General features: G+C 66.3%; 16 protein-coding genes. 11 read left to right on the forward strand and 5 right to left on the reverse strand.

Annotated features, from left to right (window positions below; genetic code table 11):
• Nucleotides 1-133 precede the first annotated feature (133 nt).
• The 3 genes from CS1BSM3_RS12715 to CS1BSM3_RS27995 all read right to left on the reverse strand — a co-directional run bounded on the left by CS1BSM3_RS12715 (nucleotide 134) and on the right by CS1BSM3_RS27995 (nucleotide 2,010).
• A complete protein-coding gene (locus tag CS1BSM3_RS12715; RefSeq protein ID WP_072387443.1) occupies nucleotides 134-1,234 on the reverse strand; it encodes a 5-(carboxyamino)imidazole ribonucleotide synthase in 1,101 nt (366 codons plus the stop codon).
• Entirely contained in the window at nucleotides 1,231-1,725 is a 495-nt protein-coding gene (gene purE / locus CS1BSM3_RS12720; RefSeq protein ID WP_072387444.1) for a 5-(carboxyamino)imidazole ribonucleotide mutase, read from the reverse strand. The genes CS1BSM3_RS12715 and purE overlap by 4 nt, the downstream gene beginning before the upstream one ends.
• A 111-nt stretch (nucleotides 1,726-1,836) precedes the next feature.
• Nucleotides 1,837-2,010: a YdcH family protein gene (locus CS1BSM3_RS27995; protein ID WP_072387445.1), complete on the reverse strand. Its 174-nt coding sequence runs from the start codon at nucleotides 2,008-2,010 to the stop codon at nucleotides 1,837-1,839.
• A gap of 201 nt (nucleotides 2,011-2,211) precedes the next feature.
• On the opposite strand from CS1BSM3_RS27995, the gene CS1BSM3_RS12730 reads away from it, so the two are divergent.
• From CS1BSM3_RS12730 to CS1BSM3_RS28795, 4 genes are all read left to right on the forward strand, one after another.
• Nucleotides 2,212-2,553, forward strand: coding sequence for a c-type cytochrome (locus CS1BSM3_RS12730; RefSeq protein ID WP_072387446.1), 342 nt, complete (start codon nucleotides 2,212-2,214; stop codon nucleotides 2,551-2,553).
• Between the two features lie 84 nt (nucleotides 2,554-2,637).
• Nucleotides 2,638-3,414 carry a 2-oxo-tetronate isomerase gene (gene otnI / locus CS1BSM3_RS12735; protein ID WP_072387447.1) on the forward strand — a complete coding sequence of 259 codons (777 nt, stop codon included), beginning with the start codon at nucleotides 2,638-2,640 and terminating at the stop codon, nucleotides 3,412-3,414.
• A gap of 100 nt (nucleotides 3,415-3,514) precedes the next feature.
• The gene (gene tolB / locus CS1BSM3_RS12740) at nucleotides 3,515-4,882 is read left to right on the forward strand and encodes a Tol-Pal system beta propeller repeat protein TolB (RefSeq protein ID WP_143149194.1); all 1,368 of its coding nucleotides are present in this window, start codon (nucleotides 3,515-3,517) and stop codon (nucleotides 4,880-4,882) included.
• 382 nt (nucleotides 4,883-5,264) lie between these two features.
• Nucleotides 5,265-5,396 (forward strand): hypothetical protein, encoded by a 132-nt coding sequence (locus CS1BSM3_RS28795; RefSeq protein ID WP_280174740.1) that lies wholly within the window; start codon nucleotides 5,265-5,267, stop codon nucleotides 5,394-5,396.
• Nucleotides 5,397-5,600: 204 nt separating this feature from the next.
• Here CS1BSM3_RS28795 and CS1BSM3_RS12745 read toward each other — a convergent pair whose 3' ends face one another.
• Together CS1BSM3_RS12745 and CS1BSM3_RS12750 are read right to left on the reverse strand one after the other, a co-directional pair.
• Nucleotides 5,601-5,855, reverse strand: coding sequence for a hypothetical protein (locus CS1BSM3_RS12745; RefSeq protein ID WP_143149195.1), 255 nt, complete (start codon nucleotides 5,853-5,855; stop codon nucleotides 5,601-5,603).
• Between the two features lie 242 nt (nucleotides 5,856-6,097).
• Nucleotides 6,098-6,952 carry a ChbG/HpnK family deacetylase gene (locus tag CS1BSM3_RS12750; RefSeq protein WP_072387449.1) on the reverse strand — a complete coding sequence of 285 codons (855 nt, stop codon included), beginning with the start codon at nucleotides 6,950-6,952 and terminating at the stop codon, nucleotides 6,098-6,100.
• 145 nt (nucleotides 6,953-7,097) lie between these two features.
• Here CS1BSM3_RS12750 and gloB point away from each other — a divergent pair, with 145 nt between their 5' ends.
• The 7 genes from gloB to rsmG all read left to right on the forward strand — a co-directional run bounded on the left by gloB (nucleotide 7,098) and on the right by rsmG (nucleotide 13,526).
• Nucleotides 7,098-7,868, forward strand: a complete 771-nt coding sequence (gloB, locus tag CS1BSM3_RS12755) for a hydroxyacylglutathione hydrolase (RefSeq protein ID WP_072387450.1) — start codon at nucleotides 7,098-7,100, stop codon at nucleotides 7,866-7,868.
• Nucleotides 7,869-7,897: 29 nt separating this feature from the next.
• Complete coding sequence (locus CS1BSM3_RS12760) at nucleotides 7,898-8,641, forward strand: GNAT family N-acetyltransferase (protein ID WP_072387451.1); 744 nt, start codon at nucleotides 7,898-7,900, stop codon at nucleotides 8,639-8,641.
• A 29-nt stretch (nucleotides 8,642-8,670) separates the two neighbouring features.
• A complete protein-coding gene (mnmE, locus tag CS1BSM3_RS12765; protein ID WP_072387452.1) occupies nucleotides 8,671-10,023 on the forward strand; it encodes a tRNA uridine-5-carboxymethylaminomethyl(34) synthesis GTPase MnmE in 1,353 nt (450 codons plus the stop codon).
• 69 nt (nucleotides 10,024-10,092) lie between these two features.
• Nucleotides 10,093-10,458, forward strand: a complete 366-nt coding sequence (locus CS1BSM3_RS12770) for a VOC family protein (protein ID WP_072387453.1) — start codon at nucleotides 10,093-10,095, stop codon at nucleotides 10,456-10,458.
• A 3-nt stretch (nucleotides 10,459-10,461) separates the two neighbouring features.
• Nucleotides 10,462-10,884, forward strand: coding sequence for a bleomycin resistance protein (locus CS1BSM3_RS12775; RefSeq protein ID WP_072387454.1), 423 nt, complete (start codon nucleotides 10,462-10,464; stop codon nucleotides 10,882-10,884).
• Between the two features lie 84 nt (nucleotides 10,885-10,968).
• Nucleotides 10,969-12,861 carry a tRNA uridine-5-carboxymethylaminomethyl(34) synthesis enzyme MnmG gene (gene mnmG, locus CS1BSM3_RS12780; RefSeq protein WP_072387455.1) on the forward strand — a complete coding sequence of 631 codons (1,893 nt, stop codon included), beginning with the start codon at nucleotides 10,969-10,971 and terminating at the stop codon, nucleotides 12,859-12,861.
• Nucleotides 12,858-13,526, forward strand: a complete 669-nt coding sequence (gene rsmG / locus CS1BSM3_RS12785; RefSeq protein WP_083528549.1) for a 16S rRNA (guanine(527)-N(7))-methyltransferase RsmG — start codon at nucleotides 12,858-12,860, stop codon at nucleotides 13,524-13,526. Before mnmG ends, rsmG begins: the two co-directional genes overlap by 4 nt.

Here is a 13,526-nt window from a genome sequence, read left to right on the forward strand (position 1 = left end):
CCGCGTCCTCGGATGCCGGAGATGGCCGACACATGAGCGCCGGACCATTTGTCCGGACGGCCAACCTTCGCGCCTCATGCGACTATAGCATGACCATCGAGTGAGGATTGCGTGGCACGCAGGTGTGACGCGCTCAAGCCGAGCGCGGTGCGAGCCGCGTTACGTGCCCCATCTTGCGGCCCGGCCGCGCCTCGCGCTTGCCGTAGAGATGCAAACAGAGGTCACGATCGGCCGCGAGCGCGGGCCAGTCATCGGCGTCATGACCGATCAGATTGCGCATCTCGGCGTCGCTGTGCCGCGCCGTCGAGCCGAGCGGCCAACCGGTGATGGCGCGGATGTGGTTCTCGAACTGCGACACCGCGCAGGCATCCATGGTCCAGTGGCCGGAGTTGTGCACGCGCGGCGCGATCTCGTTGACGAGCAGCGGCGTCGCGGACTGCTCCCCGAGATAGAACATCTCGACGCCGAGCACGCCGACATAGTCGAGCGCCGTCGCGATATGTCCCGCGACGTTGCACGCCTGAGCCTCGATAACCGCGGGCACACCTGACGGCACGAGCGAACGGCGCAGGATGCCGCCCTCGTGCGTGTTGCGGGGGGCATCGTAGCAGGCGAGGCTGCCGTCGAGCGCGCGCACGGCAAGCACCGATATCTCGAAAGCGAAATCGATCCGGCGCTCCAGCACCGCCGGCACGCTGCCGAGGGAGGCGAAGGCGGCTGCGAGGTCGTCGGGACCAGCTACGCCCGCCTGACCTTTGCCGTCGTAGCCGAGCCGCGACGTTTTCAGGATGCCCGGCACCTTCCAGTCCGCCATCGTCTTCGACGCTGCGGCGAGATCGCCCGCGTCGCGGATCGCGGCGAACGGCGCGACAGGAATGCCGAGATCGGAGATGAAGGCCTTCTCGGTGCTGCGATCCTGCGCGACACGGAGCGCCTGCGGCCCCGGCCGCACAGGTACGCGACGCGCGAGATGCTCGGCCGCGATCACCGGCACGTTCTCGAACTCGTAGGTCACGACATCGACGGCGCGCGCGAACTCGTCGAGACGCGCGAGATTGTCGTAGGGCCCGATGAGATGGCTCGCCGCGATGTCCAGCGCCGGCCCCCAGTCATCGGAGTAGACGGCCGAGCGGAAGCCGAGCTCGGCTGCGGCCTGCACGAGCATCTTGGCGAGCTGGCCGCCGCCAAGAATGCCGATCACGCTGTGCGGGGCGAGCGGCGCTGCTGCCGTCATGGTCCTTCCGGCGCCTCGGGAATGCTCGCCGTCTGGCGGGCGCGCCAGGCGTCGAGACGCGCGGCAAGCGCGGCATCGGAGATGGCGAGGATCTGGGCGGCGAGGATGCCGGCGTTCGCGGCACCGGGCTCGCCGATCGCGAGCGTGCCCACCGGAATGCCCGCCGGCATCTGCACGATCGAGAGCAGGCTGTCCTGACCGGAGAGCGCGCTCGTCTTGATGGGCACGCCGAGAACGGGGAGCGGCGTCATCGAGGCCGTCATGCCGGGGAGGTGCGCGGCGCCGCCCGCGCCCGCGATGATGACCTTGAAGCCGGCCTCGCGCGCCTTGTGCGCGAAGTCATAGAGGCGCTTGGGCGTGCGGTGGGCCGAAATGACCTTGGCCTCGTAGCTGACGCCCAGCTCGTCCAGAACCTCGGCGGCGCGTTTCATGGTCGGCCAGTCCGATCGGCTGCCCATGATGATCGCCACGTCTGCCGCCGCCCCGGCCATTTCCCGCCTCTTTCGCTCTCGTTGGCAAAAAAGAGAAACTATTGATCCACCCCCGCCGCCGCAAGCGCCCCCGCTCGGCATGGTTGTGGACGATCGGCCCGCCCCGAGGGGTCAGGCGATGATGTCAGGGGTGATCTGGTCCTCGAGGGCGGTAATCCGGTCCTTCAGCAGGAGCTTCTGCTTCTTGAGCCGTTTGATCGTGACCTGGTCGTTCGAATGCTCCGCCTCGAGGCGCACGATCTGCTCGTCGAGGTCGCGATGCTCCGCGCGAAGCACCGCCAGCATCTCGCGGACCTCGCGTTCGTCTGGTCGTTGCGTCAATGGGCTCTGCTCCGCTAGTCCGTGGCCGAACAGTGCTTCGGCATATCCCTGGAGACGTCTCGGCGCAAGTCGGGCGTTGTGCGGCGCCGGTAGCCCTTGCGCACGGTGAGCCCAGGCGGCCATTCTCGGCGCCATGAGACCGGGGGCAACATTAAGGATTGATGGATGAACGCGGGGCGAGGGGTGGGGTTGCTCGGTGCGACAATGGTTGCCCTGTGGTTTGGCGCCGGGTCGGCCTCGGCCAACGATGACATCGCGAAGGGGCGCGCCCTTGCGGAGCGCCTCTGCGCGCGCTGCCATATGGTGGCGGGACAGGGCGAGAAGCGGGCAGCCAATGAGATCCCCGGCTTTGCCGCCGTGGCGCGGCGACGCAACCAGACGTCCGAGGGCATCGTCGCCTGGCTGCGGAGCATCCCGCCGATGATGCCGAACCATCATCTGAGCCAGGACGAGATGTATGCGCTTGCCGCCTTCATCATGACGCTCGGCGAGGGGGCGAAGCGCTGAGCGGGCGCCGGGATTGCTGACAACCGTCCGCGCCTCTGCAATGCTCGCCGGCAACGAAATGACGCGCTCGGGAGGAATCGGACCATGCCGCGCTTCGCCGCCAATCTCTCGTTCATGTTCCTGGAAGTGCCGTTTCTCGACCGCTTCGAGGCTGCGGCCAAGGCGGGCTTCCGCGCCGTCGAGTTCCTCTTTCCCTACGAGAACCAGCCCGAGGAGATCGCCGCGCGGCTGAAAGCCAACGGCCTCACTCAGGCGCTCTTCAATCTGCCGCCGGGCGACTGGACCAAGGGCGAGCGCGGTCTTGCCGCCATTCCCGGCCGCGAGGCCGAGTTCGAGCAGGCCGTGGCGATGGCGCTGCGCTATGCCGAGGCAACGGGATGCCGGCGCATTCATGCCATGCCGGGACTGCGCCATCACGGCGCCGAGCGGCGCACATACGTCGCCAACCTGAAGCGCGCTGCGCGGCTCGCGGCGAAGGACGATGTCGACGTGATCATCGAGCCGATCAACACGCGCGACATTCCGGGCTTCTTCCTGAACACGACGGGTGAAGCGCGCGCGGTCATCTACGAAGTGGGCGAGCCGAACCTCGGCCTTCAGTTTGACCTCTATCACCGCCAGATCCAGGAAGGCGACACGGCGATGGCCATCCGCGAGTTCGGCCACCTCGCCCGCCACTACCAGATCGCGAGCCCGCCGGACCGCGGCGAGCCGGATGATGGGGAAATGAACTACGCTTTCCTTTTCCGGGAGATCGACGCGACGGGCTTCTCGGGTTATGTCGGCTGCGAGTACAAGCCGCGCAGGGGCACGGTCGAAGGGCTCGGGTGGGCCGCAAAGTGCGGCGTCACGCTCGGTTGAGCCGGCGCCGCCGAGACCAAACGTCCGACCGCGGGCTTCAAACTTTCGACACCTTGGCGTCGCACAGCCTCCAAGGGATCTTCCGGGGACGGGCGAAATAATGTCTGGCACGACGATGAAGCGCACGCTGACGCGGCGGACGGCCCTTCAGTTGGGTAGCGCTGCGGCACTCGCGCCGGCGCTGGCACCTATGCTGCCGGCGTTCGCGCAGCAGCCGCCGTCGCGCGGACCGCTGCAGGTGGACATCGACCAGGCCAACCTGCGCCCGCGACCGATCGCCATTCCGCCCTTCCTCGGCGAGGATCCGCGATTTGCCGCCGATGTGTCAGGCGTCGTCACGGCGGACCTCGAAAGCTCCGGCCTCTTCCAGCCCCTCGATCCGCAGGGCTTCATCGAGCGGATCAACGACCTGAACGCCGCGCCGCGTTTCGCCGACTGGCGCAGCATCGGCGCCGAGGCGCTGGTCGTCGGGCGCGTTTCTCAGATGCCGGACGGGCGCGTCAGGGCCGAGTTCCGGCTCTGGGATGTCGTGCTCGGCAAGCAGGTGACCGGCCAGCAGTTTACGACCGCGGCGGCGAACTGGCGCCGCGTCGGCCACATCATTGCGGATCAGGTCTGGGAGAAGCTGACGCTCGAGAAGGGCTACTTCGACTCGCGCATCGTCTTCATCGACGAGACGGGACCGAAGCAGAAGCGCGTCAAGCGGCTCGCCATCATGGACCAGGACGGCTTCAACGTCCGCATGTTGAGCCAGGGCGGCGAGCTCGTGCTGACGCCGCGCTTCAGCCCTTCGACGCAGGAAATCACGTACATGTCCTACGGCGCGGGCTCGCAGCCGCGCGTCGTGATGCTCAACATCGAGACCGGCCAGCGCAGCGTCGTCGGCGATTTCCCCGGCATGACCTTCGCGCCGCGCTTCTCGCCCGATGGGCAGCGCATCATCATGAGCCTCCAGCAGGAGGGCGACAGCTCCATCCTCGAGATGGACCTGCGCAACCGTCAGATCCGGCGGCTCACGCAAGGGCGCGCGATCGATACGGGACCTTGCTACGCGCCCGATGGTCGCCAAGTCGTGTTCGAGTCCGACCGCGAGGGCCACCAGGCGCTGTACGTCATGGGATCGGACGGGAGTGCGCCGCGTCGCATCAGCCTTGGCGAAGGACGTTACTCGACCCCGGTCTGGTCGCCGCGCGGCGACTACATCGCGTTCACGAAGCAGCTCTCGGGGCGCTTCCTGATCGGCGTCATGCGCACGGACGGCTCAGGCGAGCGCGTGCTCACCGACGGCTATCACAACGAAGGGCCGACCTGGGCCCCCAACGGCCGCTTCCTGATGTTCTTCCGGGAGCAGCAAGGAGCCAACGGAGGCGCGCGGATCTACTCCATCGATCTCACCGGTCGGAACGAGCGAGTGATTCGCACACCGTCCTTCGCTTCCGACCCGGCATGGTCGCCGCTGCTCCGCTGAGAGCCCTCCAAAACCGTATTCGGATCGTTTTCGCCGTTCAAATAGCCTGCATTTCGCCAACTCATGCTCGCTGAACCCCTTTCCAGTGTCATTTTCGCATCTCTGACGGCACAAAACATCCACAGATGCTTCGCCGTATCTTGATCTGAACACCGCTCATAAGTACCCAGAATAGGGCGACTGCCGCGTCCAAAGATTGGGCCGTAACAGTGCCGTCATTCGTGACGCCTGGGGGGGATTCCAATTGCGGTCGTGGCCATTGGGACATGCGCGCACCCTAGTGTCGTATGCGCCAATGAGCGTGGCGCCAATGCGCCGGTGACGGAGCAGGGTCTGCGTTGAGAGTTGATCCCATCACGGGGTTTTCTAGGGGAGACTGACTATGAAGAGTGCTATCGTTCTTGCCACGGTTATCGCGGCCGTTGCTCTTGGCGCGTGCCGCAAGGAAGTGGCCCACGAGTCCTACAAGCTCGGCGCGGGCGATGTTGCGCCTGTTACGCAGCAGGTCCGCTAACTGACCCTATTCCGGGGTTTCCGTTTAACGGACCATCCCGGTATTCGGACAGCATCGAAGCCGCATTGTTTGCCTCCGGGCGCTCAGTGCGGCTTTGTTGCATTTGGAGCCGCGTTTCGAATGCGCGGAGATTGGGCCAAACGCGCTTCCGCATCGGCCCAAAATTAAAACAGGCAGTTTGGATTTGATTGGAGCGCTTCGCGCTCAGGCCGTAGCGCCACCGCCCAGAGTGGGCAGCCGTCCGCGCAGCCGTGCACCGAAAGCCAGCACGGGAGCCAGCAACTCGATGCGGCGGATGTCGAGGCGGTCAGTCTGGGAGATCACGGCAGGAAGATTGCCCGAGGCCGGCACATCTGCGCGCCGTGCGATGGGATCGCGATCCACACCTGGGTCGTCATCCGGGGCCGCCATAGCGAACCCGGCAGCCAATGCAGCGCGATGCAGTCGTTCGATACTCATGTCGCCGACCTCGCTTGACCACCACCGGACCACAACGCGATCCAGGGCCGACCCTCGATGTCCTGCAGAGGCCTGCACCTTCACAGAACATTGTGGATAATGTGCGACACTTTATCATCACGTCAAGTAAAAAATGGTAAACAACCGTGATGCTTTTGAACTAGGCGCCGCAAGGAATTGGCGGAATTTGCTCTCCTCCGACCATAAGCACGGCGCGTGCCAACTGAAAGCCGGCCGGGCACCTAAATCGCTTTGAACGGCGCGACCACGCAGCCGGCAGCAGCAAGCACCTTCGACCACTCGTCGCTGGCCAGAAACGCCAGCTCCGCGTCGCGCTGCGTGGTCATGGAATCGAGGCCCGTCAAAGTTGTATCAGAGTACCCAGGGTGGCACATCATGAGCGGCCGCGGCCCGAGGTGCGCAACGAAGCGGGCGAACAAATCCGCGAGAGGCTGCCCGCCACCTCCGAGATCGTAGGCGCCGCTGAAGCCGTTGTTCATGGCGAACCCCTCGGCAGCGGCCGTTCGCGCAAAGCCTGCCCCGAGCGCCGAGATCACGAGCGCCTTCTTCCAGGCTACACCGCGCGCCAACGCGCGGCTCAGCGGCTCATGACATGAGCGCAAGTAGGGCCGCGGCCCGCCCCGCCGGGACAGCACGCTCAGCAACGCGCCGCGCACACCCGGCAACTGATGCACGTGGTGATGACCATCGACATGGGCGGGCGGGCGCTTCCAAATGGCGACGAAGGCCTCGAGCTGCCGCTCGATCTCGGCCTCGATCTCTGCAGTCGGCAAGCGGCCGAGCAGACCCGCCCGCACGACTTTCCCGATCGGCGGCAGGCGACCGGACGGCGCGAACTCCGGCATCGCGCCGAGCGGCGCCTGATCGGTCAGCGTGAGATGCAAACCAATATCCGCGTCTCCCGCCACGGCTGCGAGGGCCGGTCCTTCTTCAGGCCAGTACGGACACACGGTCATGACGCTCGTCGCCGAGATGCGGCCCGCGCCGATGAGCTCACGGATCCCGCGGCTGACGCCCGGCGTCAGGGCATAGTCATCGGCGCAGACGACGATCCTCGTTCGTGCATCTTCAGCCATTCGATGGCACCCCTGCGCGCGTTGCCCCGCTGCGCCGGCGACGCGCCATTGGCAATGGGGGCAGACTGCGATACTGCAAATCCATGTGCGCAGCCAGCGCTGCTGCGCAGACTATGTCCCCGCAGAATTCCAACGGGAGGTCGACATGAGCCGCCTCGACGTACACCAGTTCATCTGCCGCAGCGACAACTTCGCCGTGCTGCTGCACGACCCCGAAACCGGAACGACCGCGAGCATCGACGCACCTGATGCGGCTGCCATCCGCCGCGAGCTCGCCAACAAGGGCTGGCGCCTGACGCACATCCTCGTCACGCACCATCATGGCGATCACACCGAGGGCATCGCGCCGCTGAAATCCGAGACGGGCTGCAAGGTCATCGGCCCGAAGGCCGAAGCCTCCAAGATCCAGGGTCTCGACCAGCTCGTTGACGAGGGCGATACGTTCAAGCTCGCCGGCCATCAGATCGATGTCATCGACACCCCAGGGCACACCGCAGGCCACATCAGCCTCGTGATGCCCGACCAGAAGATGGCCTTCGTCGGCGACACGCTTTTCGTCATGGGCTGCGGCCGCATCATCGAAGGCGATCCGCAGATGATGTGGAACTCGCTGCAGAAGATCGCGCGCCTGCCCAAGGACACCGAGCTCTATTGCGGCCACGAGTACACGGTCGCCAATGCGAAGTTCGCGCTCTCGATCGAGCCCGACAATCAGAAGCTCGTCGAGCGCGCCGCGCAAGTGACGGCCATGCGTGCGCGCAATGCGCTGACGCAGCCGACACGTGTCGACATCGAGCTCGAGACGAACCCCTTCCTGCGACCGCACGTGCCGGCCATCCGCGAGCGTCTCGGCATGAAGGACAAGAAGGACTGGGAGGTGTTCGCCGAGATCCGCGAGCGCAAGAACCGCAGCTGAGCCGCATCATCCCGCACAGGCAGCATCCCATGCAGACCATCCTCCACGAGAACCCCTCGCCGGGCATGAATACCCACGGTCAACCGATCGGCACCGCCGTGCCGGGCTGGACGCCGCGCGCGCAGCCGCCGCGCACGCCCATGAAGGGCACGCGCTGCGATGTCGTCATTCTCGATCCTGCCGCACACATCGACGATCTCTGGGAGGCATTCTCTGCCGACCCGAGCGGGCGGAGCTGGACGTATCTTTTCGTGGACCTGCCGGCGAGCAAGGAGGCCCTGCGCGCCTATCTCGATGCGCAATCGAAGCTGACGGACCCGCTCTGCCACACGATCATCGAGCGTGCGAGCGGCCGCGCCGTCGGCATCGCGAGCTTCATGCGCATCGATGTGAACATGGGCGTGATCGAGGTCGGCAACATCAACTACTCGGAGCGCCTCAAGCGCACGGCGATCGCGACCGAAGCGATGTACCTCATGATGAAGCGCGTCTTCGACGAGCTCGGCTATCGCCGCTACGAATGGAAATGCGACAGCCTCAATCATCCCTCGCGCAAGGCTGCCGAGCGCTACGGCTACATCTACGAGGGCACATTCCGCCAGGCCGTGGTCTACAAGGGCCGCAATCGCGACACCGCGTGGTTCTCGATCATCGACAAGGAGTGGCCCGCGCTCAAGCGCGCCTACGAAACGTGGCTCGATCCCGCGAACTTCGATGCTTCGGGCAATCAGCGTCGCGGCCTCGCCGAGCTGATCGCGGAGGCCAAGCGCTAGCCGCGCGGCTGGTCAAATCTGGTGCTCGCATGACGACCACATCCGAGAGCGCGACGCAGGATACGATCTTTGCGCTCTCGAGCGGCGCGGGTCGCACGGCACTCGCCGTTGTCCGCGTCTCGGGGCCTGCAGCAGGCATCGCCCTCGACCGTATCGCGGCGCCGCGCCCCAAGCCGCGCTTCGCCGCCTTCCGAAAGCTTCGCCATCCCGACACGGGTGAGGAATTCGACCACGCGCTCGTGCTCTGGTTCGCCGGTCCGAACACCGAGACCGGCGAGGACATGTGCGAGCTTCATCTGCACGGCGGCCGCGCGGTCCTTGCCGGCGCCTTTGCTGCGCTCTCCGCCGTTCCTGGATGTCGGCCGGCGACTGCGGGCGAGTTCGCGCGCCGCGCCTTCGAAAACGGCAAGCTCGATCTCACGGTGGCCGAAGGCATCATCGATCTCATCGACGCCGACACGGATGCACAGCGGCGCCAGGCGCTCCATCAGGCCTCGGGGGCGCTATCTCAGCTCTACGAGCGATGGCGACAAGAACTCATCGGCGCGCGTGCGCTGATGGAGTCCGCCATCGATTTCTCCGATGAGGCGGATGTCTCGGAAAGCGCGGAGAAGCAGGCACTGGCGGAAGCGGCGCGGCTCTTTGCAGAGATCAGCAATCACCTGGAGGACGGGCGACGCGGCGAGATCGTCCGCGAGGGTTTTCGCATCGTGCTCGCGGGGCCACCGAACGTCGGCAAATCGAGCCTGATGAATGCGCTCGCGCGCCGGGACGTCGCGATCGTGTCCGAAGAGCCTGGCACGACCCGCGATGTGCTGGAGGTGCGCCTCGATCTCGATGGTTACATGGCCATCGTCGCGGATACGGCGGGGCTGCGCGAAGCCGCGGGCGCCGTCGAGCAGGAAGGCATCCGTCGCGCCCTCAATCGCGCGGAAGAGGCGGATCTCGTCCTCTGGATCATCGACGCAACGGCGCCCCTGCCGGACGTCCCAACGGATCTCGGAGGCCGCGGGCGACGGGTACTGCGCGTCCTCAACAAGATCGATGCAGCGAGCGCGCGCCGCGATACACCTTCGGATCACGCGATCTCAGCCCGCACGGGCACAGGCATCTCGGAGCTGGTCGGAAAGCTCGGACGGATCGTGCACGAGGCCACGGACGGCGCCAACGACACGCCGGTGATCACGCAGCTCCGCCACCGCCAGCAGATCGAAGCGTGTCTCGATGCACTGAAGGCGGTCAGCTCGTCCAGCACGCACGGCCCGGAGCTCGCCGCCGAGCAACTCCGCATCGCGGCGGATGCCCTCGGCCGCATTGTCGGCCGGATCGACCCGGAGGATGTCCTCGATCAGGTCTTTGCCCGCTTCTGTATCGGAAAGTGAGAATTCGGGGCGCCCGGTAACGATTGTTTCACGTGAAACGTTCGCCCGGGCCTGTCTCAGAGGCCAATTATGAAGACCCGAGCAACGGCCCTCATCCCGTTCGTCCCCTCGGGACCGGACTTCGACGTTGCGATCGCCTTCTTCGCCGACCTCGGGTTCGAGACGGCCTGGCGGAATGGCGACATTGCCGGGCTGCGCTTTGGCGGCGCGTACTTCATGCTCCAGAACATCCACATCCCCGTCTGGCAGGAAAACCAGATGCACGTCGTCGAGGTCGACGATCTGGATGCCTATTGGGCGGAGATCGACGCCCTGGGCCTTCCCGCCAAATACGCCGGCGTACGCACCAAGCCGCCGACCGACTATCCCTGGGGCCGCGAGGTCCACATCATCGATCCGGCTGGCGTCTGCTGGCATTTCCGAAAGGCGAGATAGGCCATGCGCCCGCTGATCGTGCCCGAGTTGATCTGCAGCGACCTCGACAAAAGCCTAGCCTTTTACGTCGGCCTGCTCGGCTTCCGCATTCTCTATGACCGCCCAGAGGACCGCTTCGCCTATCTCGATCGGGGCGGCGCGGAGCTCATGCTCGAGCAGCCTCACGCGCAGGACCGGCTCTGGCCGCGCGCGCCGCTAGAGCGCCCGTATGGTCGTGGCATGAACCTCCAGGTCCGCGTCGAGGATGTGGAGGCTCTCCATGCCAAGGTCCTCGCAGCCGGCCTCCCCATGTTCCTGCCGCTGGAAGAGCGCTGGTATCGCCGCGACGACGCCGAGATCGGCGTGCGCCAGTTCGTCGTTCAGGACCCCGATGGCTACCTGATCCGCCTTCAGCAGCGCCTCGCCACGCGTTCAGTCCAGGGATAAGGCCGCCACCCTTTTGACCGCCGGCGCGGTTTGCCCTATGGCTCTGGGCTCACAGCAAATCAAGCGCCCTGAGCAGCACGGATCATGACCGAGGCGACCTACGATGTGATCGTCGTTGGCGGTGGCCACGCGGGCGTCGAGGCCGCGGCTGCGGCGGCGCGCATGGGCGCGCGAACAGCCCTCGCCACGCACAGCGCCGCGACCATCGGCGAGATGTCCTGCAACCCGGCCATTGGCGGGCTCGGCAAGGGCCACCTCGTCCGCGAGGTCGATGCGATGGACGGCCTCATGGGCCGCGTCGCCGATCAGGCCGGCATCCAGTTCCGCCTGCTGAACCGCTCCAAGGGTCCCGCCGTGCAAGGCCCGCGGGCCCAGGCCGATAGAAAGCTCTACCGCCAGGCCATGCAGGCCGCGATCGCCGCGACGGAGGGCCTGACGGTCGTCGAAGGCGGCGTGGACGACCTCATCGTATCGAACGGCCATGTCGCGGGCGTGGTTCTTGCGGACGGACGCATCTTCCGCACCGGCGCCGTCGTCGTGACGACGGGCACGTTCCTGCGCGGCCTCATCCACATAGGCGAGACACGCATCCCGGCCGGCCGCTTCGGCGCCGCGCCTGCGGTCAAGCTCGCCGAGCGGTTTGCTGCCCTCAACCTCCGCATGGGCCGCCTGAAGACCGGCACGCCCGCCCGGTTGGCCGGCCCGTCCATCGACTGGGCAAGCCTCGACATGCAGCCGGGCGACGATGATCCCGTACCCTTCTCCTTCCTGACGACGCGGATCACGCGGCCGCAGATCTCCTGCGGCATCACCACGACGACCGAGCGCACGCACGAGATCATCCGCGCGAACCTCTCTCGCGCCCCCATGTACTCGGGCGCTATCCAGAGCGTCGGCCCGCGCTACTGCCCCTCGATCGAGGACAAGGTGGTCCGCTTCGCCGATCGCGCCGCGCACCAGATCTTCCTCGAGCCCGAGGGCCTGGACGACGATACGGTCTATCCGAATGGCGTCTCGACCTCGCTGCCGGCCGAGATCCAGGACGCCTTCCTGCGCACGATCCCAGGCCTGGAAAAGGTCGAGATCCGGCGACCGGGCTACGCCATCGAATACGACTACGTGGATCCGCGCGAGCTTTGGCCAACGCTGGCGGTAAAGCGTCTGCCCGGGCTCTTTCTCGCCGGCCAGATCAACGGCACCACCGGCTACGAGGAGGCTGCCGCCCAGGGCCTGCTGGCCGGCCTCAACGCCGCGCGGTTTGCGGGCGGTGGGGCTGGCGGCGGCAACGGGATCACGATCTCCCGCACCGAAGCCTATCTAGGGGTGATGATCGACGATCTCGTAACGCGCGGGGTCTCGGAGCCCTATCGCATGTTCACATCTCGGGCGGAGTTCCGCCTGCGTCTGCGCGTCGATAATGCCGATCAGCGGCTGACGCCCCTCGCGATCGACCTCGGATGCGTCGGCCCCGAGCGCCGTGCTGCCTTTGCCGCGCGCAGTGGCGCGCTGGAGGCCGGTCGGGCGCTGCTTGACAATCTGAGCCTCAGCCCGAACCAGGCCGCGACGCAGGGCCTGGAGATCAACCGGGACGGCCGCCGCCGCACGGCCTTCGAGCTGCTCGCCTATCCCGGCATCGATCTGGCGCGCCTCCGTGGGATCTGGCCGGAGCTCGGCAGTCTCGACACACCAATTGCCGGGCAGCTCGAGGTGGACGCTCGCTATGCCTCCTATGTCGCGCGGCAGGAGGTGGACGTGGCGCTCCTCCAGCGCGAGGAAAGCCGGCATATCCCTGCTGAGCTGGATTTCGGCGAGATCAGCGGTCTCTCGAACGAGATCGTCCAGAAGCTCGAGCGCCACCGCCCAGCCACGCTCGCCCATGCCGGACGGATCGACGGAATGACACCCTCGGCGCTGCTGCTCCTGCTCGCCCACATTCGCAAATTGGCTCGGAAGCCCTCCGGGCGACGGGTCGGATGAGCCGTCCCGGCCCCCTCCCGAAGCCGATTTCAAGTCCCGAGGACTTCTGCCGGGCGTTCAATGTTTCACGTGAAACCATCGATCAACTGAAGATTTACGTCTCGCTGCTGGCTCAGTGGCAGCCGCGGATCAATCTCGTCGCCAATGCAACTCTTCCCGACGTCTGGCACCGCCACGTTGCGGACAGCGCCCAGCTCGTGGCCCTGGCGCCCCCAAGCCCGCGCACTTGGCTCGATCTCGGCAGCGGCGGCGGCTTCCCCGGCCTTGTGGTCGCGATCATGCTCCACGGTGCCGGAACCCAGGTTACGCTCGTCGAGAGCGACCGGCGCAAGTGCGCCTTCCTCGCCGAGGTCGCCCGTCAGACCGGAATCACTGTGGAGATTCAGACCGCCCGCATAGAACAAACGGCGACTCAGGGTATGCTGGGAGCGGTTGATGTTGTGAGCGCGCGTGCGTTGGCGCCTCTGGCGCGTCTCATCTCCCTGAGCCTGCCCTTCTTTGGTGCTGATACCGTTGGGATTTTCCCCAAGGGGCGGGCAGCGGAATCCGAGATCGAGGAAGCGCGCGCCACCTGGGCGTTCGATGTCGAGACGGTCCCGAGCCTGACCGATGAGGAGGCCCGGATCGTGCTCGTGCGGCACCCGCGAGCGATAACGGAGGGCTAG

Origin of the sequence: Hyphomicrobium sp. CS1BSMeth3 (genome assembly GCF_900117415.1) — a bacterium.
Taxonomy (GTDB): Bacteria; Pseudomonadota; Alphaproteobacteria; order Rhizobiales; family Hyphomicrobiaceae.